Below are 25,286 nucleotides of genomic sequence, written 5' to 3' on the forward strand. Positions count from 1 at the left end.
GTACAGCTTGGCAAAATTTAAAACGCGAGATCCCTGTGTTTGTTTAATGTACGCTAGCTTTATCGTGGTAAGCGCTTGCGCAAAGCGTCGATAACTTTGGTTTCTGCTGAGGCCGAATATCCGTCGTCCATTGCCCCCTGAAAAGCATCGAGCGTGGCGGAGCCTATCTGTGGGTTCAGGCCAAGCTTATGGGCGTACTTCAAACCATAGTCCGTGTCTTTTAGACGCCATTTGGTAGAGAATAGAACATCTTTCTCGTGTTGTCCTTCGACCATCAGCGGGGCATTGCGTGCGACTTGTGGACTGCCGCATCCGCCCATACCGAGTGACTTTGCAACAAGTTCAAGATCCAGCCCGGCGCGTTCGGCGGCTATCAACCCTTCTGCTGCAGCAGCGATCTGTATCGATCCCATTAGATTGACGATCAGCTTATAGGCTGTGCCAGAACCAACGGGGCCGAAATAAAGCTGGTTTGATGAAATGACTTCCAGATAAGGGCTAGCTTTTTCAATAGTACTTTGTTCTCCCCCGAGAAAGAGGGTGAGTTGCCCATTTGCGGCTGCATCGGGTAATCCGGTAACTGGACAGTCCAGATAATCCAGCCCTGATGTTTTTGCCGCGATGAATAGTTCCTCGATCCAGTCATGGGACAAAGTTGAACATTCTATAGCTAATGTGCCGGGCTTGAGGTTGGCACTCAATACGCCTTCTGGTCCCATCCATATAGCTTTTGAGGCAATATCATCCCCGACCATGACAAAGATCGCATCGGCATCTTGTGCGGCCATCGCCGGAGAGGTTGCCAATGTGGCTCCGCGATTTACCAATGGCATCGCACGTTCATGCGTTCGGTTGTATACATGCACATTATGCCCCGCATCAATAAGCTGTCCAGCCATACCTGTGCCCATCAGGCCAGTTCCTAAAAATGCAATGCGTGCCATGTTGTTATACCTTGGATTACCGTAGAGAATTGTCAGGGGAGTAAGCATCCTCGGACGAGAATTTTATTCTATCTACCAAAGTGTTAGGCGCAAGGGTTCTTTATGGAACAGTTACCAAATACGTTAAATTCTATACTGTTCCCTGACATCATTGATGCATCTTTGGCGTGAAGTCGTAGGAACCTCGTGTGGGGCAAAGTCGGCTTCTGACTTGTCCAGAAAACCAACGGCAGTTTGCAGTCGTGATATGCTAAGAGGGGATATATTCTCTGGACTGTGATGTTGTTTCATATAATCGATAAAGCGCACGAGAAGCTGTTTTTCAAAAATACCTTGTGGCAAATTTTCTCGTGTACAGACCCCAAAGACCCCCTTGAGAAAATGGTCCCATGTCTCGTTAAAATGTTCAGGTGTCAAATAGTCAGGCAAAGTTGGATGTTCTTCTAACAGATCCTTGCCCAGCTCATTTTCAAAGAAGCTTTGCTCTGCGTCCTGATAAGCCTTTTTAAAATATTCTTTGGCTTTGTCTTCTGTATCCAGATTTTCAGTTTTTAATATGTTGAGCCACTTTGGGTAGGTTTTGGAATAAAAACGGCAGGTTTCCGAAAGTGCAGCTTGGCTGACAAAAGAAACAGCGTCGAAGTTTGCGGCAATCACATAAGATGGCCGTGGTGCTATTCTCTGCGATGTAAAAAGCCTAAGTTGACCTTGAGAAATCAGGGATTGTTTTAGAAGAGAAGCTTCTTCATAGAAGTTTTCATAAAGATAGTTGAGTAACATTGCACATGTCCAAATAAACTAAAAAAGTAATCTCTGTTCTATCACTTATATTTTATGAAATGCTTCGCTAGTAAACGAAGTATGAATTTTAAAGTGATCAAATTTTTAACAGGCGATAGCAATTAATATCAGTATTCAGTTTCTGCCATTTTTGATGATGATTCTAGATCGCATCACTTGACCGGATGGACTATTTTGGGCACTACTTTCTCTTGAATAACTCTTTCTTACGTCAACATAACCTCTATTCGCGTCATTTCCCGTTGTGCCCGACATCTTATTTTCATGAGGCAGTGAGCACTTTATCTATCAGGAAATGAAAATCTGCGACCAGTGAACAAAGACGAGTAAACAAAGGCTGAAAAAATGAAACTGAACCGGCGCGAAGCGCTTGCATTGATGGGCGGCACTCTGGCTGCTTCCACTTTGGCAACACCTGCTTTTTCCAAGAACCGTAAAATTACCGTTGGTGCGCTTCGGTTTACCAGTCATTCGGCAAGCTTTATCGCGTTGGAGCGAGGTTACTTTCAGGAAATGGGTCTGGATGTTGAACTGAAATTCTTTCAGGCGGCAACGCCTATGGCCGTTGCCATCGCATCGGGGGACGTTGATTTTGGGGTGACAGCCATTTCTGGCGGATTGATTTCGCTGGCTGATAAAGGGGCCATCAAGGTGATCGGTGGGGTTCTGTCAGAAGAACAGGGCATTGATGGGCAGAAAATACTGGTGTCTGATGCAGCCTTCAAATCTGGGGTAACATCACCGGACAAGCTGGATGGCAAGACATTTGGCATGACCACAGCTGGATCATCCTTCCATTACATGGGATCCCAAGTTGCCGCGAAGGAAGGTGTGGGCCTGAAGTTCAAGCCACTCCAGAAGGTTGGGGCCATTATCGGTGCACTGAAAACCGGACAAATTGATGCCTGGTCTATCGTTCCGCACATTGCCAAACCTCTGGCCGGGTCAGGCGCAGTTCATATCATTGGTGATGTGTCGGATTATCTGCCGAATTATCAGGTAACGACTGCCTTTACCTCTGCGAAGAATGCGGCAGAAGAACCGGAAATGACAAGAAACTTTATTTCGGCCTACAGCAAAGGTATTGCCGATTATAACGTCGCGATGGTTGATGGCTCGTTAGGCGATGCGGGGCGTGAAGAAATGGTCGATCTGATCCATCAGTATGTCTATGCCGACAAGCCACGGGAAAAGGCGGCTAAATCCATTATTAACGGATCTATGCGACTGAACCCGGGTGTGGCGATGAATGTGGGATCAATTGAAAAACAGTTGAACTGGTTTAAATCGGAAAAGCTGGTGAACGGTACGATCGGTCTGGATCAGCTTATTGATACGAGTTACGTCAAAACTCTTTGAGGGTGTTATCTAACTTGCCAGTAGACGGTCTATTGGCAGCCGATCTATTGTCAGACAGCCTGCTGGCACGGAATTTTAAGCGGCGGAGTTTATGCTTCGCTGTTTCCATATGATTATAACAAGTTGGCGTTATGGATATTAAGCTTTCTGGCATTCATCATAACTATGGCGACAGAGAAGTGCTGCGCGATATAAATCTGGATATTGCTTCGGGGCAGATTGTTTGTATCGTCGGGCCGTCTGGTTGTGGGAAATCAACGCTGTTGCGGTTGCTTGGTGGGTTGGAACGGCCCACTTTGGGTGACATTCTTCAGGTCGGTGATGTTTCTGAAGGGTGCCTCAATCCGCTGACTTATGTATTTCAGGACTTTGCCCTGTTGCCGTGGCGTACTGTGGCGGGAAACATTTCTCTGGTTTTGGAAGATCACGGGATTAGTCAGGCGGAAAGCCTTGGGATTATCAACGATGTTCTTGCCCGTTGTAAGCTCAGCGATTTTGCGGATGTTTTCCCCAAACAGATTTCTGGCGGTATGAAACAGCGGGTTGCCATTGCCCGCGCTTTGGCGGTGAACCCTGCTGTGATGTTGATGGACGAGCCTCTTTCGGCGCTGGACAGTCAAACCCGCGAACTTTTGATGGACGATATTGTCTCGCTCTGGACCCACAAACCCTTTACCGCTGTCTATGTAACGCACAATTTGGCCGAGGCCGTACGTTTGGGGCACAGGATTATTGTACTTTCTCGCCGTCCGGGGGAAATACGTGAAATTGTGACCATTGATAAACCTTTGTCTGAGCGCAAGCACGCCGACCCTGATCTGGAACGACAACAAAATAACTTGTGGCAGATGATGCGCGATGAGGCCGTGGCCGCAGATGCGGAGTTGATCAATGCCTGAGACGTCAAAACCCGAGAGTTTGAAACCTTGGAATTCAACGTCCGGCGAGTCAAAGCAAGCATCTGGCTCCAGTTTGGCAAGTAAACAACAACCTGTTCCCTTTCGGGGTGGCGGATTTGCACCGGTATCTCGCCCGTGGATGGGTTTTGTGGTGTTTTTTGTTCTTATTGCCTTTCTTGAAGCCGGAACCCGCATAGGGTTTATTTCGGCTCTGACGATCCCCAAACCATCGGATGTCTTAAATACCTTCTTCGAGCTTTATAGTTCAGGATTGCTGTGGATGCATCTGGTTCCCAGTTTGATGCGCTTTGTCATCGGGGCGGCGATAGGGACCTTGTTGGGTGTAAGCTTGGGAATTGCCATTGGCCTCTTTTCTTATGTCCGGGCAGGGCTGGTTCCTTTGATCGCAGCTCTCTTCCCGGTGCCAAAGATTGCGTTGTTGCCGCTATTTGTGATCTGGTTTGGCATTGACGAAGCATCCAAATACGCCCTCATTGCCTTTGGAACCTTCACGCCGATGGTTGTTGCCACCTATGGGGCCGTGGACAACGTGGATCGCGGCCTGATCCGCATGGGGCAGAGCTTTAACCTCGCGTGGTTTTCCATTGTGCGTAAAATCGTCTTGCCGGGGGCCATGGCAGGCATTCTCTCTGGCCTGCGGATTGCGCTTGCCATCGCCATTATCCTGTTGGTTGCCGCCGAAATGCTGGGCGCAGAATATGGTATCGGTGCCTATATCCTTCAGGCCGGATCACTCTATGATCTCGAACGCCTTTTCACAGGCGTTGCCATTCTTTCGATCCTTGGTGTGCTTGTGAATTCAGCTATTGGCTTGATTGAAAAGCGAGTGTTGCGTTGGCGGGTGTGAGTTAAAAATAGAAGCTCAGAGCCAATATTTGCTTATTGAAGTTAATTTACTTAGCTTAAGTTATTGTATTTATAATTCTCCTTTTAAGGCAATGGTCTTATGTCATTATTCAAGTTTATACTTTTTTTGATTCCTGTATTGGCTTTATTTATTAATACTCCGTCTTATTCAAATAAATATGAAGATCCAACGGTAACTAGATTAAAAGAAAAATGTGAGCAGGGGGATGCCTTTAGTTGTTATCAACTGGGCGAATTATATATTCCTGGGAACAAGGTTTTACCTGATGTTCGTAGGGCCTTAGAATATTTTAATTTGGCTTGTGAAGGTGGTTATAAAGAAGCTTGCGAAAAATCTATCAGCGTTAAACGGAAGTGGGATAACGATAAAAAGCGAGTCACGCTGTATACCGAATCTTGCAAAAATGGCAACGCAGAAAACTGTTTTCATCTTGGTAGTATGTACAACAAAGGCGAAGCCTTAAATCGTAATGAATATCTTGCTTTTGCTAATTTTAAAAAAGCATGTGACGGTGGTTTTATTAACGGGTGTGCAGCTGCTGCTTTCTTTTATTCTATTGGGCGTGGTGTCGATCAAGACAGGAAAAAGGCTGTTGATCTTTTAAATTCTTCTTGTGAAGCAGGTGGCGGGGACAGTTGTTTGTATTTGGGGTTTCTTCATGAAAAGGGGATGGAGGTTGGGAAAAAACGTGACAAAAAGATCATTGAGACACACCAAATTTGTGACCTAATAGAAAGTGATGGTTGTAAGTATTTATCATTTATGTACATCCAAGGCCTAGGGGTTGAAAAAAATTATGCTAATTCGGTTGCTTATTACAAGAAGGGATGTGCTTTAGAAAATAGACGCAGCTGTTCTTCTTTGAAAAGGCTTAATTCACTTGGTGAGGATAAGTTCGATACGAAGATTTCGATCGCAAATATGAACGAAGCAGGTAAAAAACGGGAAGCTTTGAAATACATACAAAATTATGAAACCCAGTGTAAAAATGGCGATGCAATAAAATGTACATATCTCGGAACCAAACATATTTTGGGGAATGTTGTCGCGCGTGACGAAGAAAAAACTACCCGTTATTTTCAACTAGCTTGTGACCAAAATGAACCTATCGGTTGTTATAATTTGGCGGGTTTTTTGAATCGTTTCAATAGATCTGACAGCGAAGTAGAGAAAATTGCAACTCTTTATGATAAAGCATGCGATGAGAATATTTATCAGGCATGTGATAAAATTGGCGAGATGTATATGAGAGGAAAGGGTGTTGAGAAGAGCTATGCCCTTGCCGAAGATGCTTATAGGAAATCTTGTTTTTCTGGTGAAAATGCTTATGGTTGTATTCAGTTGTCGAACCTCTATAGAAACAAAAAAAATAAAACTGATGATAGATCAGTGGATTACGAAGCGGTTTCAATTTCTGGCATCAAAAAAGATTGTAGAAAAAATATTTATGCTGCCTGCTTATATCTTGGTGAAGCTTTTAAACAGGGGATGAGGGTAACAAAAGATTACAGAGCCTCATTCATTGCTTTTAAATTGGCTTGTGATGGTAGGTTGTCAAAAGGTTGTGATGGCTTAAGTTTTTTATACCTTTACGCTCACATAAAACCTGAAAAAAAATTGGCTCAACAACAAGAACGTTTTTGTCGTAGTGGCATGGTTGAGGCTTGTGTTTACATGGGGAATGCAAGTAGCCGGGGGTTAGGTGTTGAGAAAAATATAACAAAGGCAATTTCTTATTATAAAGAGAGTTGTTTGTTTGGAAGTGATGTTGCTTGTCGGAGTTATGAGAAGCTTACCAATTAGATAAGCGGAGTAAGTTTAGAAAGATTAGTTTTTATTTATCCGACGCATCAATAAATTTCATTGGTCATGAACATCTGATCACATCAAAATACAGTTCATCTTTTTTCTGACGAGGATGTTTCTGGGCATGATTGATGTGTCTGTTTTACCGTTGTTTTTGACGGCGATTTTCTTTGTAGTTATCGCACCGGGGCCTGATCTGGTTTTGATCACTGCTTATTCATCTACTCGTGGATTTCGCTTTGGTTTGATGGTTTCGTTGGGGATTTTTATCGCGGGTGTTATCCAGACATTGCTGGTTGCTTTTGGCCTTGGTCAGCTTATGCAGGCAATGCCAAGTGTTGCATTTGGCGTGAAGATTGTCGGTGCCTGTTATTTGGGGTGGTTGGGCTATAAACGTTTGCTGTGCTGGTATCGGAAGGACGGATTATCTTTTGATCGGCCTGATGATACCTCTTTGAGCAAATATGATCTTGTTTGCAAAGGGCTTTTAAGTAACTTGCTAAACTCAAAAGCCTTGCTCTCCTTTTCTCTTTTCCTGCCTCAATTCACGACGGGAACAGGTAGTTTAACGGCACAAATTCTAATCCTTGGCCTTCTTTTTTCCGGTTTTGCATTTTTAATGAACTGCGGATTTTCTCTCTTCTTTAGCCAAATCGGACAGGTCCTTGGCAACCGATTGAAATCAACGAGGAACCTCGGAAGACACATTGACGGCCTGCTTGGTGTTATCTTTGTCGGCTTGGCAACGCGGCTTGCCTTGAGCAGATAGCTACACCAGATCCCAGATTGAAAAGCCCTGTTCCATTGTATGATTTTGTTGGCACAGGGTGTCTGGCTGAAGCTCTGTTACCTCTGGCGGGTGATAGCTGAGGATGTCGTAAACTTCGTGATGCGTGATCAACAGGTAGTGGGTTGGGGCACGTTTTTCAAAACGGTTGTAGCTTTCTTTGTCCAGCCATTTGAAAAATTTAGAATTTTCTACCGTAAAAAGCCCATAGCCAGTTGAGGCCACAAGCGATGGATCCATGGTTGCGAGCATCCGCAGGCGATAGCTTTCTGTGGATTGGCGATAACTTATGGTTTTGGGAAAGCAGATGCAAAATCGGGCTTTCTGTTCTGTTTGCGGGGTGTCTTTTCCCTTAGTGTTGTCCTGAACCAACAGGGTGAGTTTTTTGTTGTTTTCGATCAGGCCGAGCGTGGTGATTTTCCGGGGCAGGGCCGGTGTGGTTTCATAAAGACTATAGATTTCACGTTTTTTCTTTAGGACCTTGTTCTTAAAGGCAATGCTGTTTTTGCGCGGGGAGAGTTTCTTGGCACTTGATGTCAGAAAATTAAGAACCCCAGAGCCTGCTTTCCCATAGTTATCAGGTACAGATTGGCTGGTCAGACGTTTGAGGAGCAGGCGAAAGTGGAACATTTCCAGTTCCATTCGGCCACTTTCCTTGGGGTCAAAGATGTCAAAAATACCGACCTTGCGGCGGATGGCATCCAGCTTGATGTCATAGAGATTGAAATGGTGTTCACGAAACCGGGGGCCACGCCCGGAAATCATTTCATCGATTTCTGTTTCCAAAATCCGTTTTGTCTCTGGATTGCATTCATCCAGTAAAAAGCGTTCTGCCAGATTTGGTTTCATTCGCGGGACATTCTTCTTGTCAGATCAATGCTTACGTTATTTGTGCAAACATTCGGTATCTATTCACGGCTTATATCACTTTGGACAATAGCCCCGCATTATTACAGAATTGTTTTGGTTGGTTAAAAATCTGACCCGAGTGTCGTTTTTAATTCTGGTTATCAAGTTTTACAACCTTCTCAGGGGCTAAAACCAATAAGAGTTTTCTGTAGAGTTCAAAAAGGTCTGAATAGGGAATAGTGTATTGATGGCTTGGGGTAATTGTATAGGGGGATTTCTGTTTCGATAATTCAAACAGTTGAATCAGCATGCCGCCGTCGACCAGAATGCGGTCTGGTTTTTCGCCGTTAAACCAGTTTTTAAAACGCCCCCAAAATGTTTTGTCCCTATCAATGATTTCACGCATTGCCTCGAGCTTTTTTTCGGTCACGATGATCAGGTTCTCTGGGCTATAGGTTGCGGTAGCAAGAAATTCTGTAACCCCATGCGTAATTGCATCTCTGAAACCAGAGTTTTCGTGGGGATCATTATATTTTTTAATATTCATCTTCGAATATCCTGTTCTCAGGATGTTGGCGAAATTATTTGCGATGCTTGGTTATAGAGCGCTCTTAGCACGACATGATCAACTTCATAAAGCTTCTGTCGGTCAATAGTGATGGCCGGTATTTCCTCAACAGTATCGTAAAGTTGCAGGATCACGGTACCATCCAGTGTAATGATACGAGGGTTATCGCCAGCCATTTTGTTGTAGATACGCCCGAATCAGGTATTTTCTCTATCCCGAATTTGGTCAATCTGCTTTAGTTGATTGGACAAATGGATCAGTAAGTTTTCCGGGCTGTATTCTTGGGCGCGAATGGCTTGGGTATAACTGCGGGCAACTTTCATACTTAATGGTTCTTCCAAAGGCGGTTTCCCAAAGAGGAAAAGCCAGCTTTTGGGCGCAGCGTTTTGCCAATAATCCCGCCAATAGTTAAACAGAAATGTTTCCTGTTTCTTTGCTTTTTTCATTTGGTTTTCGCTTATCTGTTTTGTGTCTTGAAGGTTTACGTTTATTAAAGTCTTGCGGACCAATACTTTAAGAAAGGTAACACTACCATAGCCTGTAGTAGTCACAAAAGAGTGATCGTAGGACAGAAGAAACGTTAATCATAGATCCCTATATTAAATGCCTCGCATCAGTGTGTCGCCAACCACACTGAATTTACGTCCTGTGAACGTAATGCCTCATCAACACGATGGGTGCTTTATGTCCAACGGGATATAGAAAGTTTTGTGCTCTTGGCAATCTTGATTTGTCAAAGGCGTACAGAACATGAATAGAAGACATAAGGCCGAATAATGAGTAAGGCGGAACAGGCACCTGCCACAAAAATTCGTAAAATAATGAACGGCTTTCTGGCTCTCAGCCGAAGCAAGCTTTCAACAAGAATTGCCATTACTGTTTTTATGAGCATTCTGGTCGTTGAAGCCGTTATTCTGGTTCCTTCCTATAATAATTTTAAGCGTGATCTTCTTGCCCGCTTGGCTGATACAGGGCAAACGGCGGTGATTACCGGCTTTCAGAATCATGTGCGTTCCATTTTGGGAACTGGCGGTGCTGAACAGGAAAATCCCCTGATTACTGGTGAGAAAATTTCCCGAATTACGAGCTTCAAAGGCGGTAGCCTTTATGATGAGGGCGGTGAGAAAATTGGCTCGTTTGGTGAGGTGCCGGAATTAACCCTGACAGACTATAGGCAAAATCAGGAAAAGGCGCGTCTGAATAGTGATGAAACCCGTTATGATACTGTATGGTTGCCACAAGAAACCGGATTGCCCTTTGTTGTCATAAGTCGTCTGGATGCTAGCTGGATAGCAGCAGAACTCACGGCGTTTACGTGGCGTATTGTTGGGCTGGTTCTTCTTATTTCCGTTTCTATTTCTGTTGTGGCGCTTGTGTTTCTCGGGCGTATGGTTCTCAACCCGCTTTTGGAGTTACGGGGGCATCTGGTCAGAGCACAAGAAGATCCGGGGAATACTGATCGTGTTGCCATGTCAGGATCCCTTATTAAAAACGAGTTTGGGGAAATGGTAACAGCCCTGAATGTTCTGTTATCCCGGGTTTCTGATTTGCGCGTGGCAGAGCGGGCGATGAATGAACAGCGCTTTACCGATTTTGCCAACTCTGCGTCGGACTGGTTTTGGGAAACGGATCAGGATCTGAATATTACGATGGTATCTGATGGTTTTCCCGATATTCCGGGGGGTTCGACCAAAGACATGGTTGGGAAAAACTGGAATGCCTTGAAACACGACCGTATCCGCGTAGAAAACCTTGATAGCTATCTGGATGTTATGGCTCAAGAGGGATGTTTTCGGGATATGGAATTTAGCTATATCTGCAAGGAAGATCGTCAGCACTATCAATCTCTCTCTGCAAATCCATACTATAACAATGACGGTAGCTTTGCCGGCTATCGTGGAACGGGGCGTGATATATCAATAAGTTATATTGCTGAAAAGAAATTGCGTGAAGCAAAGATGCAGGCTGAAAAAGCTCAGATTGTTGCCGAAGAAGCCAACAAGGCTAAGTCACAATTCCTGACCAATATGAGCCATGAACTCAGAACCCCGTTGAATGCAATCAATGGCTTTTCCGAGGTAATTATTCAAACGGCTCAGCAAAAGGATGATGACAAACATTATGCTGATTTTGCTCAGGATATTTATCAATCCGGAAATCGACTTTTGGAAATCCTGAACGATATTCTCGACCTTTCGCGTATAGAAGCCGATGTGATGGAGCTCAGTGAAGATACTTTTGATGCGAAATCCCTGATCACCTTTTGTAACAAGGAAATGACAAGTACGTTTCAGAATGAAATAAGAGAGAAAGATATAACGTTTGTCTCAGCAAATTTGCAGGACGATATTTATTTAAATGCTGATGCTAAAAAGCTGAAACAGGTTTTACATAACTTGTTATCCAATGCGGTAAAGTTCAACAAAGAAGGTGGCGAAGTCCATTTTAGTATCCGCGAAGAAGAAACGGGTGATATCTGCTTTGAAATCAGGGATACGGGAATAGGTATTGCTGAAAAAGATATGCCCGCTGTGTTAAGGCCTTTTCAGCAAGCCAATGGACAGATCTCCAGACAGCATGAAGGAACCGGACTTGGCCTTGCAATCTCTGCCGCCCTTGTTGAGTTGCACGACGGAAACTTCAGGATTGAAAGCCAAGAAGGTATGGGAACAAGTGTACAATTTAACCTGCCGATAACCCGCCGGATCAAAATCGAAGACGGCCAGATGGTTGCATACGCCTAGATCAGGCCACTATACCCCGTAACACAATCAGACAGATTATACCCGCGAGCACACTGAGCATAAGTGAGTACCGCAGGGCGATGATGCCTGCGATGACAATGGAGAGGGCTTCGGCAGGGCCGTTGGTAACCAGTGATGGCGCAACCAACGCGGCCAAGACGGCGGTTGGTACAGCCTCTAGTGCAGCTTCAAGGCGGTGATGTGTTGTGCCAAAACGCGAAAGGATCAGGTGACCTCCTGTTCTCGTCGCATAGGTGGCAAGGGCACAGGCAAGGATTAACAGAACCGTATTATCATGCATTTGCTGCTTCCTCGTCCATTTTGTGTTTAACAGGTTTGCTTAACGTTGCCGCAGTTATTAATCCGGCGATGCCACCAAGGGTAATATGCCAAGGGCTTCCGATCATGAACCAGGCGATCAGAGCGACACCTGCGCTAATGGCAAGAACGGGGATGAAGTTCGGGCGCTTGTGAAAGCCTGCGACAAGGCCGGTGAAATAAAGGGGCAAGATGAAATCCAGACCATAGGTAGCAGGAGAATTAATCAGAGAACCAAACAAGGCTCCGACACAATTGGCCGCGATCCATGTGGAATAAATCATTGCTGCATAGGTAAAATAATAAGCTGGCCTAAGACCTGATTTGGCAGCACGTGCTTCTGAGGACGCAAACTGGGGATCAACCAGAAGAAAGAAAGCCAATGCTTTTTGAAGAGGGGAAAAAGCCCCCATTGTGCGTCCGATTGATGCTGAGTAGAGCACATGCCGAAAGTTAACCGCAAAGACGGCGAGAACAATGGACCAGACAGGAACATTCTGGCCCATCAGATCAACCATGACGTATTGACTGGCCGCGGCATAGATTGACAGCGATGTCAGTATGGTTTCCCAAAAGCTCAGTCCGCTTTCAATGGCGACAGCACCAAAAACTGCGGCAAAGGGGACAATGGCAAACAGAATGGGCGAGGCATCTTTTATGCCGGCCTTTATGTCCGATGCCATAACCGTTTTGGGGCTGTTGTCCCCCAAAGGATCACGTGCGGGCGAAGGGGTGCCCTTTGGATGGTTACGTGCAGAGAGCCCGCCAACAGGGTGCTGTTCTGTATATGTCTGGTCGTTCATAGGGCGATCTCCTGACAAAAATCATTGTGTTCACTTTCTTGAAGCAGGCCCGAAAGCTATCGATGACAAGCAATCTGAAAAGTATGATTTTTGTTCGTTACATAAGTCTCTTGTTTTGTATAATGAACGAACAATGATTGTTCGTCAAATAGAACATTCGTTTTTTATACAAAACGAAATAGAGAGCTGAATTGAGGATATGACCCCGGTTTCTTTGATCGCGCAGGCGATACAACGAGAGCGCACCCGCGCGAAGATGAGTTTATCTGCTTTGGCTGCCCAAGCGGGTGTTGCCAAATCAACCCTCTCTCAACTAGAGGGGGGGCAGGGTAATCCCAGTCTTGAAACTCTGTGGGCTATCGCTTCTGCATTGAATATTCCGTTGAGCTTTTTGTTTGAGACACCGAAAGCAGATTTCAGAATTATCAGGGCCGACGAAGAAGATCAGTTATCGTCTGATTTGTCTGAACTTTCTTCGACATTATTGGCGGATTGTCCGACATCTTGCCGACGGGATATCTATCGCGTTTATCTCAAAAGTGGCTCTGTGAGAGAGGCTGAGGCCCATACACAAAACACAATTGAGCATGCTTTTGTCTGTCGCGGACAGGTCCGCCTTGGCCCTGTTGACAATTTGCAAGAATTAACTGAGGGCGATTATTTTCGCTATCCAGCGGATGTAAAGCACTCCTACGAAGCACTATCAGACAAAGCGATGCTTATCCTGATAATGGAAAACCCGGGGTGATCGCGTTATGAAGATCGGCTACGCGCGGGTATCGGGTGAGGGGCAGAATCTGGATCAGCAGATTGCGGCGTTGCAGGACGAGGGCTGTGAAAAGGTTTTCTCTGAAATTCTGGCGTCCAATCGGGTTGTTTGCCCTGCCTTGGAAGAAGCTTTGGCTGAGTTGGAGGCTGGCGATAGTCTGGTGGTTTGGCGATTGGACAGACTTGGTCGGCGCACCGTTGATCTGATTACTTTTCTACAGGATTTGCAGTCTCGCGAGATCTATTTTCAATCGCTGTGCGAGGGGTTGAATTCCGGGACACCTCTGGGAAAGATGTTCCATGGCTTTATCGCGGCACTCGCAGATAATGAACGGGATTTGTCCATAGAACGCACCCTCAAGGGTATGGGTAATGCCAAGTCTGGTAAGGCCAATTCCCAAAAAACAAAAGACCAAACAGAAAAAGCGCGAAAAGTTGCGAATAAAGCTCCCCAATCAATCAAAGAAGATAAAGGAAATAAATCAAAGTTGGTGTCCAGACAGGATATTGAAGCAGCAATAGTTCTGTTGTCGCCACCAGATGACGTTGGCGCAAAGCCAACACTATCAGCGGTGGCAGAGGCTTTAAATATTAGTAAAGCTACATTATCAAACCGTCTTAAGGAGCTTGAACTGGGTAAAGCCTGTTCCAATTGAGCTTTTAGACTTTAACTTGACTGATGATCCGTTCAGGGTAGGCAAGAAGCGTTTAATGGCGTTGCAATTCTGAAATCAGATGCTGCATTTCGCCTTCGGAAAGTTCGAATTCCGGGCCTTCTTCCATTGCTGTAAGTTGCATTAGCTTGCAATCGAGATAGCGGGAAAGCTCCCTGCGATGATTGTGATGAATTTTGCTGGCAAGTCGTGCTATTTTGCGTGCACGATATCCATGCGCCATTTCTTTCCCCAAAGCATCACCCAGATTTTTTGCACTGTAGGCCATGAATTGAACTCCTTTAAGCCCAAACTCCTTTAAAAGTGAGATTAAACACTGGCAACACAACAACCAATAAAACCGTCCGGAAAACTGTACCGGAGGAGGTTCTGGATATCTTCCGATGTCACCATGGTGACAGATGTCATATTTCGAGCCTTATCGAATAGGGTACCCGAAGTGCCTGTGAAGTACCAGAATATACCAAAATAAACATAAACAGAGGTGTTTTCAAAGATATTTAGCTCTAGGAAAACATCCTGTTCGTCTGATCTGCTATGGCGTGGTTTCACCAATTGATAAAAGCCCTGATCGTGAGTGTTGTCTGTGGAACGTTAACAAAAATCCTAAAGGTTTTTTTGCTTCTGTCCCCATTATTTCTCAGAATTATTCAGCGCCGGGAAACATGTATCTGTTTCTGGGTTAGTTGCTCTTTTGGTTGACAGGTCGGTTGCTCGATCAATCATTCGGATGATTACCTGATTTGTTATCAGAGTTGTCTTAATTAGGCTTTACCGTTTGTTTGCCTGCTGTTGTCTTTGCTCTTTTGTATGGTTTTTGTGAATTGCTGCGGCGATTTTTATTGCCGGGCTTGCTGTTACGGGTATTCCGGTTTGGCCTTCCGCCAGTCTTTCCGTTTTTCGCACTGTCAGTTGGGGCCGGGGCCATGCCTTCTTCGTGGTAAGGATGCCTTTCAAAGACCGGAACGCTTTGGCGAATGTTCTTTTCAATATCTTTCAGATAGGTGCGTTCTTCATGATCGCAGAAGGAATAGGAAATACCTGTGGCACCTGCGCGGGCTGTCCGACCAATACGGTGAACATAGCTGTCCGGCTCGTTCGGAAGTTCGAAATTAATGACGTGGGTGACACTGTCGATATCAATACCCCGTGCAGCAACATCAGTGGCAACAAGTGCACGAACAGCACCATCGCGGAAATCATTAAGGGCGCGTTGACGGGCATTCTGTGATTTGTTTCCGTGAATAGCTGCAGAAGGAATACCCTGTTTTTCAAGAAATGTGGTAACGCGGTTCGCACCGTGTTTCGTTCTGGTGAAAATCAGAACACGCTTGATCTCGGTATCTTTGAGAACATGCGCCAAGAGGTCGCGCTTACGGCTTTTGGGAACCATCATGACATATTGTCTCACTTTTTCCGCTGTTGTGGCAGCAGGGGCAACCTCAACACGAACCGGTTTGATCAAAATGGAATTGGCAAGGGTAGTGACAGACTTTGGCATGGTGGCCGATAGCAGAACCGTTTGCCGCTTTTTAGGCAGTTCTTTGATGATTTTCCTGATGTCGTGGATGAAGCCCATGTCGAGCATCCGGTCAGCTTCGTCAAGTACCAGAAATTCAACTTCGTTTAGCTTGATGTGGCCCTGCGACATAAGATCAAGCAAGCGACCAGGCGTTGCAATCAGGATATCAACACCGGGGATAATTGCCTTGATTTGCGGTTTTTCTGATGCGCCGCCAAAGACGATCGTGCTGCGCAGATGCAGATATTTGGAATAGTCACAAATGTTATCAGAAATCTGGATTACAAGTTCGCGAGTGGGGGCCAGGATCAGGGACCTTGCTGTTCTGGCTTTGCGCTTGCCTTCATCTTTGAGCAAGCATTGTATCAAAGGCAATGAAAAGGCCGCGGTTTTTCCGGTTCCGGTCTGGGCAACGCCAATCAGATCTTTTCCCTCCAGAATTGTGGGAATAACCCGTGACTGGATCGGCGTCGTTTGTTCGTAACCACTTTCCTTGATTGCACGGAGAATGGGGGCACTAAGGCCAAGATCGGAAAAGCTGTTCATTATTGCCTAATTTCAAATCAAAAAAGAGTTCGGTTTCACTATAGCTGAATAGTTCCCCTGTTAATCAGCGATACTATTAGGCAGCCATGTGATGGCTGTATTCAAGATGAGTGATTGAGGTTCCTAAATATCGCGCGCAAGCTTTTATGATATCTGTTTTCAGGACATAAAAACAAGCGGCACAGATAAAGGAAAAGATGAAAAGCTGATCGGTAGAATGAGTGCTTGTATGGAGGTGTTCTTATACTTTTAAAGAAGACTTCTATAGTTAATATGTTTAAAATCAATATCTTAATTTGTATTGATGATTACCTGATGAAAGTTTCTCTTGTGGTGATGTGATCAAAAGTGTATCCCTTTGGGTAGAGCCATAGGGATACACTCTCACGTTATTGTTATCATATAAGTGATGATCTCGAAGGTTCGTTTATGAATGCTTTGTTGAATTATATTAGGAAATTTTTATGACTTATATCACGATGGGCGAACGTATCGAGGCAGCACGTAAGAGTAAGGGGTTGAGCGCATCCCAGCTTGCGCGCCGTGTCGGTGTTAAAGTCTCGACCATGAATAATTGGGAAAGTGATCGTTCAGAGCCTCGTGCCAACAAACTTGTCGCGTTGGCCGGTGTCTTGAGCGTGAATATGATTTGGTTGCTGGAAGGATCCGAAGACAATACCAGCCTGCCACCGAATGTTGAAGTTATTGAAACTGCTGATCTACAGAGCAAGATTACTCGTCTGCAGTCCATGCACGAACGTATGGTGCAGCTTCTTTTTGAAATTTCCAGCGAAGTAAACCGTGTCCAGCGTGGCATCAAAGATGATCAGGCCGAGCAGGACGCTGCCCAGCTGTAATCTTGAGTTTTTTGAATTCAGCCTGTCGCCTGAGTTAAATTATTATCAGAGTTAAATTTATAAAAGTGGATTGGTTTGTTTCAAAGGGTTTCTTAGGTGTTTGATTAAAAATGCTTTCTGATTTTCTGGATAAAACGATCCACTTTTTCCTTGCTCAGGCTTTCGCTATCGTAAAGGGAAAGCATCTGAAAACGACATTTGGGTGCACAGGTGCCACGGATTGCGGTTTTAAGGACACGTCGAACCGGTTGACGCAAAATCAACAGATCAACCCATCTGGGGGAACCAAGCGTTGTAACGACTTTCATCTCGACCAGATTGTCGAGCCTGGGCAAAATAGCTTTGTTGTCATCGGCGTGATCATAGGCATGCCCCGGCGCCCACACCCGGTCGAACCAGCCCTTTAGTATAGCAGGGAAACTAAACCACCAGGTCGGAAAGATCAGAACAAGGCTTTGTGTTTCTTTGAGTTGCCGGATGTCTTTTTCCATAGCACTGCTGTCAAAGCTTTCTGTAAAATAGCTCTGCCGTTCGGCATCGGTGAGTGCAGGCGCAAAGTTCTCTGCATAGAGATCCTTTACCGTGATTTCATAGCCCTTAGTCTTTAAATGCGCGATTGTCTCCTTCGCAAGATGTTTGCATAAACTGTCTTCCAGCGGATGCGCAATAACAACGAGACATTTCACGGTATTTTCCTTGCGTAATAAGTTATTTTGATTTGGTATCTATGAAACACAATAAAACTTTGAGCAATGAATTTAAACATGTCGATATTCTCGATCTCTTTATCAGATGGCGCAGTAGTTCATTATGATGAACCCTGTGTGTTGGGCACTATCAAGATAGATGATTTTTCGGAGAGTATTTATGCACCACTAGCATATTGGAATGTCAATGATTATCGAAAGCAGTGGAGAGAAGCATGCCAAGATCTATTAAGTGGCTGCGAAAAGACGGCTTTGATTACGTCTATGAAAGATTCTGACAATGCAAATTTTCTTGTGACATGGCCTATGTATCGGGCGGAAAACAAGGTTTATATTCAAAATCAGATATTGTTTCTTGATGAAGTATCGTTTGATGAAAATAATATTTCGAACAGCATTTCAGAGCGAGAAGCCGAGGCTGAAGACGGTGAGCCAATTTCTGAATGGTCAGTCTCTGTTGAAGCCATAGAGAGTTTTGTCGGGTAATTAGGAAGAAGAATAAGCTTGAGCCTAATATTGGAACTTAAAGGTTTAGAGAAAAATTAATGTCAGCAGAGATAGTTGGGTACAGTTTTGATGATGTGCCATCGGATGGTTTTTTCTACCACGAGACGAAAAAAATAGTGGAAATTTATTTCGAAGATAATGGTAATCAGGTTGTCGCAGAGTGGGATACTAGGCAATATCCTTGTAAACTTGTCATTGAAAAATGGACAGATGCATTGGGACGGCTGGACGGTGTTCAGAAAAGTATGTTTCATGCGCTTTCTTACCATATAGGGGCCGTTGGACTGCTTTTGCATGCCGAGTACAAAAACGACAGATTAGAATTACATATAAACACTACCGATGATAGATACGTTACTTGGGTATTCATTTCACCTGAAATACGTGTTGAATTATTGGATTAATTTTCTCTCTTGATTGTACCTATTTAGCTACCTTTTTTAGGATTAAAGGCCTTTGTTGATACGCTTAGCGCTATGTGATTTAGAAGTAATAATGGCGACTGATGGTCCCTATCACTGGATTAAACCAGAAGAAATTTCCGGTATAGATGAGAAAGAAGTATTCTCAAAAAATAAAACAAAATGGTTTAAGGCATGGGATGGATGTGTCGAAGATGATTTCGCCGACACTGTGCTAGCAGATTATTATAATGACTGTGTGAGTCTGCGGACAATAAAGCTTGATAAAGGACAGTGTATTCCTCGTGAACTTGATATCACTGGGATAGATTTTATTAAGGTTGCCATATATTTAATTTGCAATCTTGGCTCGAACTATGCGGCGTGCGTATTTACGAGTAATAAAAAACTTGTTGATGAAGAAAGTGCGCAGCCGTGCTTGGCATTGATGGTTGATGCGTTTGAAAAGTCAGAACCTTTTGTGAAAGATATTTTGAGAGACTTTATTCTTGAAGTGTTTAAATATGGTCCTCTTTGGTCTGCTGTTGGTTCAAAAGGGGGCTTTTATCAAGTTCTTAATCTTGAACAAAATCTGTTTTTAGAAAGAATTTTCAAAGAGGGATATATAACTCTTAGTAATGTTGATGGCCGACTTTTTGCTGATGGTCGTCGCCTAATTTAAAAGCATATTAAAAACTCTCCTGGATAAACAAAACAGGCCCATCAGTCATAGCTCCTTATGGGCCTGTTTTATCAAAACTCTTCTAATCCGCGGCAAAGCAGTAGAACAGGCCAGAACCACCGGTTTTTGTCAGATCACTTTGGCTGCAACCGCGACTGTCATGGGCGGCGTTCCAGGATGTGTTGCCGCCGCCGTGTCGGTCGTGGTGGCCGACGGTGGCGGCACCTTCGCTGGAGCTGGTCCAGTTGCTACATGTGTGATCATTTTTATCCCTTGGGAAATAGGCAGTGCCGTCTGACATGGCCCCGGTGAGGATATCGTGCTGGTTTGGTTTGTCGCCGCGTCCGTTAACACGATTGCCATTTTCATCGACAGCGGTACGCATGACGATGTTGGGGTTCAGGTGGAGTTGGTCGACGTCGCTGGCAATGAGAACACCATTGGCATTATACCAAGGACCGAGGCCAATCCGATCCCGTGGGGAGACACCGCGTTTGCCTTCTTCCTGTGTGCCGAGATAGGCCCGCCATGTTCGCCCCTTTGACCCCGCAGCTTCGGCAAGCTTGGCACAGTGGGCATCCGCGCCTTCCAGTCCACCAAGATTACCGCCTTGGCCGGAACCAACAGATGTCACGAAAAAGCCCATAGGGTGATCTTCGGCTGCCATTGCCTGTGGTATCACCATCAGAAAAAGCGTTCCGGCGACGGCAAAGGTTTTTGATATTGTCATGATATGAATATCTCCGTTTATATGTTTAAACGATGAGGCTCAAAACGTTGGCGTAAAAATTGAAATAGGCGTGTCATTTTCTTGGTATTGAGTATGGCCGGTAAATCAGACACGAGGCCAGTCACGGGATATGATTTGCCTTCACTTTTATGAGAGCAGGTCCAAATGAGGATAACCCGGAAAAAAACTCATAACGAAAAGCCCTCATAATACATCTACCATATATCGCAGGGGAGGCAGAAGGTATGAGGGCGTTTTGTTTTCGGCCGGATGCCGTAAAGCGTTAAACGTTCGTCACGATGCTTTCAATCGAATCAAGGATTGTCTCTACTTCTTCTGCGGTGTTGTAATGGGCGATGCCAATACGCAAGATACCTTCGTCCATTGGGATGCCCAGACTTTCAACAACACCAATGGCGTAGTTATGGCCACTCCAGACGAAGATATTTTCTTCACTTAAAGCCTTTGCCAGAGGATCTGGTTTTACTTTGTTGTGGCGGATAGACACGGTGGGTACACGCGACTTCATCTGGTTATGTGCTGTAGGGCCAAAGATTTCCACACCATCAATTTTTTGCAAACCTTCGATCAACTGACTGGTCAGGTTTTCTTCGTATTCTATTGCGGCGTTAAAGGCCGTGGTCATTTGCGCACGGCGGGACCCGGTCTGGCCCAGTTCGCCGCCCAGCCACGCGTAATAATCTATGGCGGCGGTCAGGCCAGCTAATAGTTCTATGGCCGGAGTGCCTGTTTCATACTTGGTAGCCAATGTTTCCGGTACGCAACGGCATTTATAGGCGTGCATTTTCTCAAGCAGAGATCGTTTGCCCCAGAGAACCCCGATATGAGGACCAAAGAATTTATAGGGTGAACAGATCAGGAAGTCACAGCCCAGATCCTTGACGTCAATCTGGTGATGCGGGGCCAGTTGAACCGCATCAACATAAACCAGCACATCTGATTTATGAGCTTCAGCAATAATCGATTTAACGTCGTTGATGGCCCCGGTCAGATTGCTGGCGTAGTTCAGGGCCAACAGTTTTGTTTTGTCGGTGATCAGGCTTTTGATATGTTCCGGCTCAATTTTCCAGCTCGCCTTGTCGAAATCGGCCCACTTGATCACCAGATCCAGATCTTGCGCAATCTCTAACCATGCGGCAACGTTGCCTTCGTGATCCATGCGGGTAACGATGATTTCATCCCCCGGTTTGAAGTCACGACAGATACTCCGCGACATGTGCATGGTTAGCGTTGTCATGGTTGCGCCGATAATGATTTCGCCGGGATCATCGGTTCCCATGAAATCGGCCATGGCGAGATGGCAATCATCAACGACCTTTTCTGCGGCAATCGATGTTGGAAAGTATCCGCCAAGATTGGCATTGGCGTTAAGAAAACAGTCCGAGACAGCTTCAATCACGCACGATGTTACCTGTGTTCCGGCGGGATTATCCAGATAAATTCGTCTTTGTTCCGTGCCGTTTATGCGATCTGTCAGGGACAGGGAAGGGAATTGCGCGCGGACGCTTTGAATCGGGAAGGCCATATTCTAATCCTCGAAAAACTACTTTGTTCTGCAAGAATTGTTGTCAGGACTATGGGGGACAGACAATCATCCCAAAGGATGAGTTTGAACTTTTTGATGCGAGAAAACGGTCAGCTTTTTATTAGCTGTCTGAGAAACAAACGCAAAAAGCTCTGCTTGTGATGAAATGCCGAGCTTGTGATAGAGGTTCTTGCGGTGTGTTTTTACTGTTGGTAGGGCGATGCCAAGATGAAGACCAATTGCTTCTGATCTATGGCCAGAGAGGATCAAATCCATAATGCTCTTTTCACGTGGGGTTAAGGAATCAAGCGCTGGTAAGGGGGGATGATGATGGGGAATCTGGTACAAGCCAAAGATTTCGCAGTGTTTTTTGATGGCACTGACGATAACAGGTACCAGTTCTTGTGCCTGTTCAAGCAAGGGAGCATTTTTATCCGTGTGATCGATCTTTTGTGACAGGGAAATTTCGATGACATCATCACCGGGCAGGGGAACAGCCAGCATCAATTCCTGCATACCCATGGGCCAGCCATCTGTGACATAGCCGATTTCTTCCATTTGATCGGGGCGCATCTTGTAATCAGCAGATGCTTGGTTTTTTTCTGAATAAGAGCTTGATGAGGTTTTTCGGGACAGGGCCTCCATCGTATGCAGGCCGGGTTTCAGGCCTTCACGACAGGCGTAGTAAAAGGGGTTGATCTGCCAGGTGCTTTGCAGGAAATTTTGCAAACCCTCCCGGTACCCTAGCGGGCTTAAACCGTCATAGAGAACCTGTGGGCGCCGTTCTTTTTCATATTGAAAGATCACGCAGAATTCGTGGGAAATCACGTGTTTTAACTGTTCTGCGATCCAGGGAAAAAAGTCGCTATTGCCGATGTTGTTAATTAGGCCGCTGATCCAAAGAGAGGTATTGAAATGGGCATAGTCATGGTTACTTTTAAAGCCTGTTGATTGTACGATTTCACTTGTCATCCAAAACCTCCCTGACCTGTAATCTGATTTGAGTGTTGTTGAATTATGGGGCTTTGTTTGCCAAGAAGTATATCAAGATCTGCATAGCTGTCTAATTAGGTGGGGTTAATTTTATACAATATCATGTGTTGTTAGAATAAATGATATTGTTAAAAAGGGGGAAAGTTGCGTGAGGTCTGGTTTCCGACGATACTACAAGGCAAGAGTTCTTGATGCCTAATTGAACAACTGAAAGTTTGCCATGTCTGATATTTCCTTTGACAGCAAGAAGATGACGCCTGCGGGGAAGATGAGGGTGGCGGGCCTTGGCTTGCAGTTTCCCGGTGAAACGGGGCAGCACAATTCTATTACAGATGTCAGCGGAGTTAGTGTTGGCTATGCAACCCTGATCGAAGGGCAAGGGGCCTTACAGGTTGGCAAAGGTCCTGTAAGGACAGGTGTTACGGCTATTTTACCCCGCCCAAAATCAGAGATATGTACGCCCGTTTTTGCGGGATGTTTTTCCTTTAACGGAAATGGTGAGCTGACGTCTTCTCATTACCTGGAAGAGGTTGGTTTGCTAACCTTGCCGATTACCATAACCAACACCCACGCCTGTGGTTTGACCCGAGATGCGACCCTGCGCTGGGCCAGTCAGGTTTACCCTGTTGAGTTTCTGGATAGTTTTGGCTTGCCTGTCGCTGCTGAAACCTATGACGGTTTTTTAAATGATATCAACGGCTTTCATGTCACCAATGAACATGTGTTCGAGGCAATCGAAACCGCAATATCCGGCCCGATTGAAGAAGGGAGTGTCGGTGGCGGGACGGGTATGAAGAGCTTTGGTTTCAAAGCTGGGTCAGGTACAGCTTCGCGTCGGGTGAACTATGCCGGGCAGGATTACACTGTTGGCACCTTTGTACAATCCAACTTTGGAAACCGGGATGATTTGACTGTTCTGGGGCATTCCATTGGCAAAGAGTTGTCTGAACCCAGAATGATTGAAAAGACTGCTAATCCTGAACTGAGTTCTATTATCGGTATTGTAGCGACAGATGCACCGTTGCTTCCCCATCAACTCAAGCGTTTGGCGCGTCGCGCCGCTTTGGGAATGGGAAAAACCGGCGGGATCGGGGCGCATGGGTCAGGTGATATCTTTCTTGCCTTTTCAACCGCTAATGGCGATGCCTTGGCAGAGACAAAATCAGCCATTCAAAACGCCGCCTTTATTCCAGACGATGATCTGGATTTTCTGTTCGAAGCTGTTATCCGCTCGACTGAAGAAGCGATAATTAACTCAATGGTCGCCAATGAAGACATGGAGGGACGAGATGGAAATTTTGTTCCGGCACTGCCGCATTCTGTGTTGAGGAAATTGGTCAAAGATTAAGAATAATTAGCCGTTTTGCTCTTCAGGAAGTTCTTGCAGCATTTTTCTGGCGAGTTTAGCCCATTCATCAAGTAAAGCTTTTGCCATGATTACTTTGCCCATATTTTCTGGTGAGGGAGAAGGGATATCCTGGGCAACAAGCCCTTCGACAATGGCGCGTACCTGAAGCGGGCTTATCTGAACCCGAAAGTGGTCAGTATTTTGACAGTCAATATCCTGATCGGATTTATCCAGTGGTGTGCCATGCACAATATTACGGATAGTCAATGCCAGTTCAGGGTTGTGTTTACGCAAAAGTTCAAAGGTGAACATCAGGCTTCCACGGCTGAAAACATCGGGGGCATTGTTTGAATAGAGGGTGGTGTTGTCTGGCGAAGCAGTCGAAGAAAATTTTAATGACATTTGTTTATTTTCCTCGCTATCCAGTCTAAATTGTTATGTTCTTAATCTCTATCTTCTCTTTTCAGTTATAAGCATAGTCAGAAAGTGTTAAAGAGAACTCAATTCTTGTTTTAAGAAGTCTTAAAATCAGTTTAAAAATTTTATGTGTAGTACCAATATCGACCAACACAGGCCAACATGAGGAAAACAATCATGGTGCTTCTGAAAATATTTACAGGCCTTTTAGCAGGTGTTTGCCTTGTCGTGTTGGTGGGGATGGCTTTTATTGGACGTGATCGTGGTCTTGAAGTTGCCTTTGGTTCAATTGAAGAAAAACAAATTGATTTTGCAATTCTGGAACTGGCTGCGACACCAAACCAGTTCCTGCTCTGCCCTAAAGATTTTTGCCAGGCATCAGCCCATCAAGAAAGTCCGGTTTATAAGACGCCCGTCGATGAACTAAGGGCTGAGTGGCTGGCTTTTATCAAAAAACGGCCGCGTATAGAGGCGTCTCTGGAATTGGGAACTGTGGAGGGGGAAAATCTGCAATACGATTTTATTCAAAGAACGGAATGGATGCGATATCCCGATAGCATTACGATCCGCTTTATTCCGCTTGGCCCAACCACCTCGACCCTGGCAATTTATAGCCGTTCCCACTATGGGAAAAGCGATTTTGGAGTGAATGAACAGCGGATCACAAACTGGCTTTCCCAGATGTCAGATTGATTTTCGATCTATTTGGAACGAGGAGAGATTCATCATTGGCTGTTAAGTCTATTTTAAAGTCTTTCTGAAATACTGAAACTTCTAAACGAGGGTGTGCTCCTTGGTGATTTGCTCGCAAGATTACGAGG

Annotated in this window: 30 protein-coding genes; 14 read left to right on the forward strand and 16 right to left on the reverse strand. The window is 45.2% G+C overall.

Annotated features, from left to right (window positions below):
- Positions 1-59: 59 nt before the first annotated feature.
- Positions 60-944 carry an NAD(P)-dependent oxidoreductase gene (locus D9A03_RS11995; protein WP_120497410.1) on the reverse strand — a complete coding sequence of 295 codons (885 nt, stop codon included), beginning with the start codon at positions 942-944 and terminating at the stop codon, positions 60-62.
- A 123-nt stretch (positions 945-1,067) separates the two neighbouring features.
- The gene (locus tag D9A03_RS12000; protein ID WP_120497411.1) at positions 1,068-1,724 is read right to left on the reverse strand and encodes a DUF6058 family natural product biosynthesis protein; all 657 of its coding nucleotides are present in this window, start codon (positions 1,722-1,724) and stop codon (positions 1,068-1,070) included.
- A 366-nt stretch (positions 1,725-2,090) separates the two neighbouring features.
- Between D9A03_RS12000 and D9A03_RS12005 the strand changes: the two genes are divergently transcribed.
- The 5 genes from D9A03_RS12005 (at position 2,091) to D9A03_RS12025 (ending at position 7,467) form a co-directional block, all read left to right on the forward strand.
- On the forward strand, positions 2,091-3,104 hold the full coding sequence (locus tag D9A03_RS12005; RefSeq protein WP_120497412.1) for an ABC transporter substrate-binding protein: 1,014 nt from the start codon (positions 2,091-2,093) through the stop codon (positions 3,102-3,104).
- Between the two features lie 131 nt (positions 3,105-3,235).
- Entirely contained in the window at positions 3,236-4,003 is a 768-nt protein-coding gene (locus D9A03_RS12010) for an ABC transporter ATP-binding protein (protein ID WP_120497413.1), read from the forward strand.
- On the forward strand, positions 3,996-4,871 hold the full coding sequence (locus tag D9A03_RS12015; protein ID WP_120497414.1) for an ABC transporter permease: 876 nt from the start codon (positions 3,996-3,998) through the stop codon (positions 4,869-4,871). The genes D9A03_RS12010 and D9A03_RS12015 overlap by 8 nt, the downstream gene beginning before the upstream one ends.
- 99 nt (positions 4,872-4,970) lie before the next feature.
- A complete protein-coding gene (locus tag D9A03_RS12020; RefSeq protein ID WP_120497415.1) occupies positions 4,971-6,695 on the forward strand; it encodes a tetratricopeptide repeat protein in 1,725 nt (574 codons plus the stop codon).
- A 127-nt stretch (positions 6,696-6,822) separates the two neighbouring features.
- Positions 6,823-7,467 (forward strand): LysE family translocator, encoded by a 645-nt coding sequence (locus D9A03_RS12025; RefSeq protein ID WP_120497692.1) that lies wholly within the window; start codon positions 6,823-6,825, stop codon positions 7,465-7,467.
- Here the strand turns inward: D9A03_RS12025 and D9A03_RS12030 are convergent, their stop codons facing one another.
- From D9A03_RS12030 to D9A03_RS12045, 4 genes are all read right to left on the reverse strand, one after another.
- Positions 7,468-8,334, reverse strand: a complete 867-nt coding sequence (locus D9A03_RS12030; RefSeq protein WP_120497416.1) for a hypothetical protein — start codon at positions 8,332-8,334, stop codon at positions 7,468-7,470.
- Between the two features lie 148 nt (positions 8,335-8,482).
- The gene (locus D9A03_RS12035; RefSeq protein ID WP_120497417.1) at positions 8,483-8,881 is read right to left on the reverse strand and encodes a hypothetical protein; all 399 of its coding nucleotides are present in this window, start codon (positions 8,879-8,881) and stop codon (positions 8,483-8,485) included.
- Between the two features lie 17 nt (positions 8,882-8,898).
- Positions 8,899-9,078, reverse strand: a complete 180-nt coding sequence (locus D9A03_RS12040) for a hypothetical protein (RefSeq protein WP_120497418.1) — start codon at positions 9,076-9,078, stop codon at positions 8,899-8,901.
- A gap of 21 nt (positions 9,079-9,099) precedes the next feature.
- Positions 9,100-9,348 carry a hypothetical protein gene (locus tag D9A03_RS12045; protein ID WP_120497419.1) on the reverse strand — a complete coding sequence of 83 codons (249 nt, stop codon included), beginning with the start codon at positions 9,346-9,348 and terminating at the stop codon, positions 9,100-9,102.
- A 330-nt stretch (positions 9,349-9,678) separates the two neighbouring features.
- Between D9A03_RS12045 and D9A03_RS12050 the strand changes: the two genes are divergently transcribed.
- Entirely contained in the window at positions 9,679-11,646 is a 1,968-nt protein-coding gene (locus D9A03_RS12050) for a PAS domain-containing hybrid sensor histidine kinase/response regulator (protein WP_120497420.1), read from the forward strand.
- Position 11,647: 1 nt separating this feature from the next.
- Here the strand turns inward: D9A03_RS12050 and D9A03_RS12055 are convergent, their stop codons facing one another.
- Positions 11,648-11,947, reverse strand: coding sequence for an AzlD family protein (locus tag D9A03_RS12055; protein WP_120497421.1), 300 nt, complete (start codon positions 11,945-11,947; stop codon positions 11,648-11,650).
- Positions 11,940-12,767, reverse strand: a complete 828-nt coding sequence (locus tag D9A03_RS12060) for an AzlC family ABC transporter permease (RefSeq protein ID WP_216825455.1) — start codon at positions 12,765-12,767, stop codon at positions 11,940-11,942. Before D9A03_RS12060 ends, D9A03_RS12055 begins: the two co-directional genes overlap by 8 nt.
- Before the next feature lie 199 nt (positions 12,768-12,966).
- Between D9A03_RS12060 and D9A03_RS12065 the strand changes: the two genes are divergently transcribed.
- A complete protein-coding gene (locus D9A03_RS12065; RefSeq protein ID WP_120497422.1) occupies positions 12,967-13,515 on the forward strand; it encodes a helix-turn-helix domain-containing protein in 549 nt (182 codons plus the stop codon).
- 7 nt (positions 13,516-13,522) lie between these two features.
- Positions 13,523-14,191 carry a recombinase family protein gene (locus tag D9A03_RS12070; protein WP_120497423.1) on the forward strand — a complete coding sequence of 223 codons (669 nt, stop codon included), beginning with the start codon at positions 13,523-13,525 and terminating at the stop codon, positions 14,189-14,191.
- Between the two features lie 52 nt (positions 14,192-14,243).
- Here D9A03_RS12070 and D9A03_RS12075 read toward each other — a convergent pair whose 3' ends face one another.
- The 3 genes from D9A03_RS12075 to D9A03_RS12085 form a co-directional block, all read right to left on the reverse strand.
- Positions 14,244-14,477: a hypothetical protein gene (locus D9A03_RS12075; protein WP_120497424.1), complete on the reverse strand. Its 234-nt coding sequence runs from the start codon at positions 14,475-14,477 to the stop codon at positions 14,244-14,246.
- A gap of 41 nt (positions 14,478-14,518) precedes the next feature.
- Entirely contained in the window at positions 14,519-14,761 is a 243-nt protein-coding gene (locus tag D9A03_RS12080) for a hypothetical protein (protein WP_120497425.1), read from the reverse strand.
- A gap of 208 nt (positions 14,762-14,969) precedes the next feature.
- The gene (locus D9A03_RS12085; RefSeq protein ID WP_120497426.1) at positions 14,970-16,277 is read right to left on the reverse strand and encodes a DEAD/DEAH box helicase; all 1,308 of its coding nucleotides are present in this window, start codon (positions 16,275-16,277) and stop codon (positions 14,970-14,972) included.
- A gap of 464 nt (positions 16,278-16,741) precedes the next feature.
- Here D9A03_RS12085 and D9A03_RS12090 point away from each other — a divergent pair, with 464 nt between their 5' ends.
- Complete coding sequence (locus tag D9A03_RS12090; protein ID WP_120497427.1) at positions 16,742-17,134, forward strand: helix-turn-helix domain-containing protein; 393 nt, start codon at positions 16,742-16,744, stop codon at positions 17,132-17,134.
- A gap of 104 nt (positions 17,135-17,238) precedes the next feature.
- On the opposite strand, the gene D9A03_RS12095 is transcribed toward D9A03_RS12090, so the two are convergent.
- Positions 17,239-17,820, reverse strand: coding sequence for an NAD(P)H-dependent oxidoreductase (locus D9A03_RS12095; protein WP_120497428.1), 582 nt, complete (start codon positions 17,818-17,820; stop codon positions 17,239-17,241).
- Positions 17,821-17,898: 78 nt separating this feature from the next.
- Between D9A03_RS12095 and D9A03_RS12100 the strand changes: the two genes are divergently transcribed.
- The 3 genes from D9A03_RS12100 to D9A03_RS12110 all read left to right on the forward strand — a co-directional run bounded on the left by D9A03_RS12100 (position 17,899) and on the right by D9A03_RS12110 (position 19,431).
- Positions 17,899-18,327, forward strand: a complete 429-nt coding sequence (locus tag D9A03_RS12100; RefSeq protein ID WP_120497429.1) for a hypothetical protein — start codon at positions 17,899-17,901, stop codon at positions 18,325-18,327.
- A gap of 59 nt (positions 18,328-18,386) precedes the next feature.
- A complete protein-coding gene (locus D9A03_RS12105; protein WP_120497430.1) occupies positions 18,387-18,752 on the forward strand; it encodes a hypothetical protein in 366 nt (121 codons plus the stop codon).
- 91 nt (positions 18,753-18,843) lie between these two features.
- Entirely contained in the window at positions 18,844-19,431 is a 588-nt protein-coding gene (locus D9A03_RS12110) for a hypothetical protein (protein WP_120497431.1), read from the forward strand.
- 82 nt (positions 19,432-19,513) lie between these two features.
- Here D9A03_RS12110 and D9A03_RS12115 read toward each other — a convergent pair whose 3' ends face one another.
- From D9A03_RS12115 to D9A03_RS12125, 3 genes are all read right to left on the reverse strand, one after another.
- On the reverse strand, positions 19,514-20,161 hold the full coding sequence (locus D9A03_RS12115; RefSeq protein WP_120497432.1) for a hypothetical protein: 648 nt from the start codon (positions 20,159-20,161) through the stop codon (positions 19,514-19,516).
- 283 nt (positions 20,162-20,444) lie between these two features.
- Positions 20,445-21,707, reverse strand: coding sequence for a cysteine desulfurase-like protein (locus tag D9A03_RS12120; protein ID WP_120497433.1), 1,263 nt, complete (start codon positions 21,705-21,707; stop codon positions 20,445-20,447).
- Positions 21,708-21,773: 66 nt separating this feature from the next.
- The gene (locus D9A03_RS12125; RefSeq protein ID WP_120497434.1) at positions 21,774-22,679 is read right to left on the reverse strand and encodes a helix-turn-helix transcriptional regulator; all 906 of its coding nucleotides are present in this window, start codon (positions 22,677-22,679) and stop codon (positions 21,774-21,776) included.
- Between the two features lie 241 nt (positions 22,680-22,920).
- On the opposite strand from D9A03_RS12125, the gene D9A03_RS12130 reads away from it, so the two are divergent.
- On the forward strand, positions 22,921-24,048 hold the full coding sequence (locus D9A03_RS12130) for a P1 family peptidase (RefSeq protein WP_120497435.1): 1,128 nt from the start codon (positions 22,921-22,923) through the stop codon (positions 24,046-24,048).
- A 6-nt stretch (positions 24,049-24,054) separates the two neighbouring features.
- Here D9A03_RS12130 and D9A03_RS12135 read toward each other — a convergent pair whose 3' ends face one another.
- Complete coding sequence (locus D9A03_RS12135) at positions 24,055-24,450, reverse strand: hypothetical protein (protein WP_120497436.1); 396 nt, start codon at positions 24,448-24,450, stop codon at positions 24,055-24,057.
- Between the two features lie 192 nt (positions 24,451-24,642).
- Here D9A03_RS12135 and D9A03_RS12140 point away from each other — a divergent pair, with 192 nt between their 5' ends.
- Positions 24,643-25,158 (forward strand): DUF1499 domain-containing protein, encoded by a 516-nt coding sequence (locus tag D9A03_RS12140; RefSeq protein WP_162938122.1) that lies wholly within the window; start codon positions 24,643-24,645, stop codon positions 25,156-25,158.
- Positions 25,159-25,286: the final 128 nt, after the last annotated feature.

Origin of the sequence: Kiloniella sp. EL199, from assembly GCF_900313065.1 — a bacterium.
Lineage (GTDB): Bacteria > Pseudomonadota > Alphaproteobacteria > Kiloniellales > Kiloniellaceae > Kiloniella.

Coding starts and splice junctions, on each gene's coding strand:
- D9A03_RS11995 (WP_120497410.1), bottom strand. CDS start 944: ATGGCACGCATTGCATTTTTAGGAACTGGCCTGATGGGCACAGGTATG.
- D9A03_RS12000 (WP_120497411.1), bottom strand. CDS start 1,724: ATGTTACTCAACTATCTTTATGAAAACTTCTATGAAGAAGCTTCTCTT.
- D9A03_RS12005 (WP_120497412.1), top strand. CDS start 2,091: ATGAAACTGAACCGGCGCGAAGCGCTTGCATTGATGGGCGGCACTCTG.
- D9A03_RS12010 (WP_120497413.1), top strand. CDS start 3,236: ATGGATATTAAGCTTTCTGGCATTCATCATAACTATGGCGACAGAGAA.
- D9A03_RS12015 (WP_120497414.1), top strand. CDS start 3,996: ATGCCTGAGACGTCAAAACCCGAGAGTTTGAAACCTTGGAATTCAACG.
- D9A03_RS12020 (WP_120497415.1), top strand. CDS start 4,971: ATGTCATTATTCAAGTTTATACTTTTTTTGATTCCTGTATTGGCTTTA.
- D9A03_RS12025 (WP_120497692.1), top strand. CDS start 6,823: ATGATTGATGTGTCTGTTTTACCGTTGTTTTTGACGGCGATTTTCTTT.
- D9A03_RS12030 (WP_120497416.1), bottom strand. CDS start 8,334: ATGAAACCAAATCTGGCAGAACGCTTTTTACTGGATGAATGCAATCCA.
- D9A03_RS12035 (WP_120497417.1), bottom strand. CDS start 8,881: ATGAATATTAAAAAATATAATGATCCCCACGAAAACTCTGGTTTCAGA.
- D9A03_RS12040 (WP_120497418.1), bottom strand. CDS start 9,078: ATGGCTGGCGATAACCCTCGTATCATTACACTGGATGGTACCGTGATC.
- D9A03_RS12045 (WP_120497419.1), bottom strand. CDS start 9,348: ATGAAAAAAGCAAAGAAACAGGAAACATTTCTGTTTAACTATTGGCGG.
- D9A03_RS12050 (WP_120497420.1), top strand. CDS start 9,679: ATGAGTAAGGCGGAACAGGCACCTGCCACAAAAATTCGTAAAATAATG.
- D9A03_RS12055 (WP_120497421.1), bottom strand. CDS start 11,947: ATGCATGATAATACGGTTCTGTTAATCCTTGCCTGTGCCCTTGCCACC.
- D9A03_RS12060 (WP_216825455.1), bottom strand. CDS start 12,767: ATGAACGACCAGACATATACAGAACAGCACCCTGTTGGCGGGCTCTCT.
- D9A03_RS12065 (WP_120497422.1), top strand. CDS start 12,967: ATGACCCCGGTTTCTTTGATCGCGCAGGCGATACAACGAGAGCGCACC.
- D9A03_RS12070 (WP_120497423.1), top strand. CDS start 13,523: ATGAAGATCGGCTACGCGCGGGTATCGGGTGAGGGGCAGAATCTGGAT.
- D9A03_RS12075 (WP_120497424.1), bottom strand. CDS start 14,477: ATGGCCTACAGTGCAAAAAATCTGGGTGATGCTTTGGGGAAAGAAATG.
- D9A03_RS12085 (WP_120497426.1), bottom strand. CDS start 16,277: ATGAACAGCTTTTCCGATCTTGGCCTTAGTGCCCCCATTCTCCGTGCA.
- D9A03_RS12090 (WP_120497427.1), top strand. CDS start 16,742: ATGACTTATATCACGATGGGCGAACGTATCGAGGCAGCACGTAAGAGT.
- D9A03_RS12100 (WP_120497429.1), top strand. CDS start 17,899: ATGTCGATATTCTCGATCTCTTTATCAGATGGCGCAGTAGTTCATTAT.
- D9A03_RS12105 (WP_120497430.1), top strand. CDS start 18,387: ATGTCAGCAGAGATAGTTGGGTACAGTTTTGATGATGTGCCATCGGAT.
- D9A03_RS12110 (WP_120497431.1), top strand. CDS start 18,844: ATGGCGACTGATGGTCCCTATCACTGGATTAAACCAGAAGAAATTTCC.
- D9A03_RS12115 (WP_120497432.1), bottom strand. CDS start 20,161: ATGACAATATCAAAAACCTTTGCCGTCGCCGGAACGCTTTTTCTGATG.
- D9A03_RS12120 (WP_120497433.1), bottom strand. CDS start 21,707: ATGGCCTTCCCGATTCAAAGCGTCCGCGCGCAATTCCCTTCCCTGTCC.
- D9A03_RS12125 (WP_120497434.1), bottom strand. CDS start 22,679: ATGACAAGTGAAATCGTACAATCAACAGGCTTTAAAAGTAACCATGAC.
- D9A03_RS12130 (WP_120497435.1), top strand. CDS start 22,921: ATGTCTGATATTTCCTTTGACAGCAAGAAGATGACGCCTGCGGGGAAG.
- D9A03_RS12135 (WP_120497436.1), bottom strand. CDS start 24,450: ATGTCATTAAAATTTTCTTCGACTGCTTCGCCAGACAACACCACCCTC.
- D9A03_RS12140 (WP_162938122.1), top strand. CDS start 24,643: ATGGTGCTTCTGAAAATATTTACAGGCCTTTTAGCAGGTGTTTGCCTT.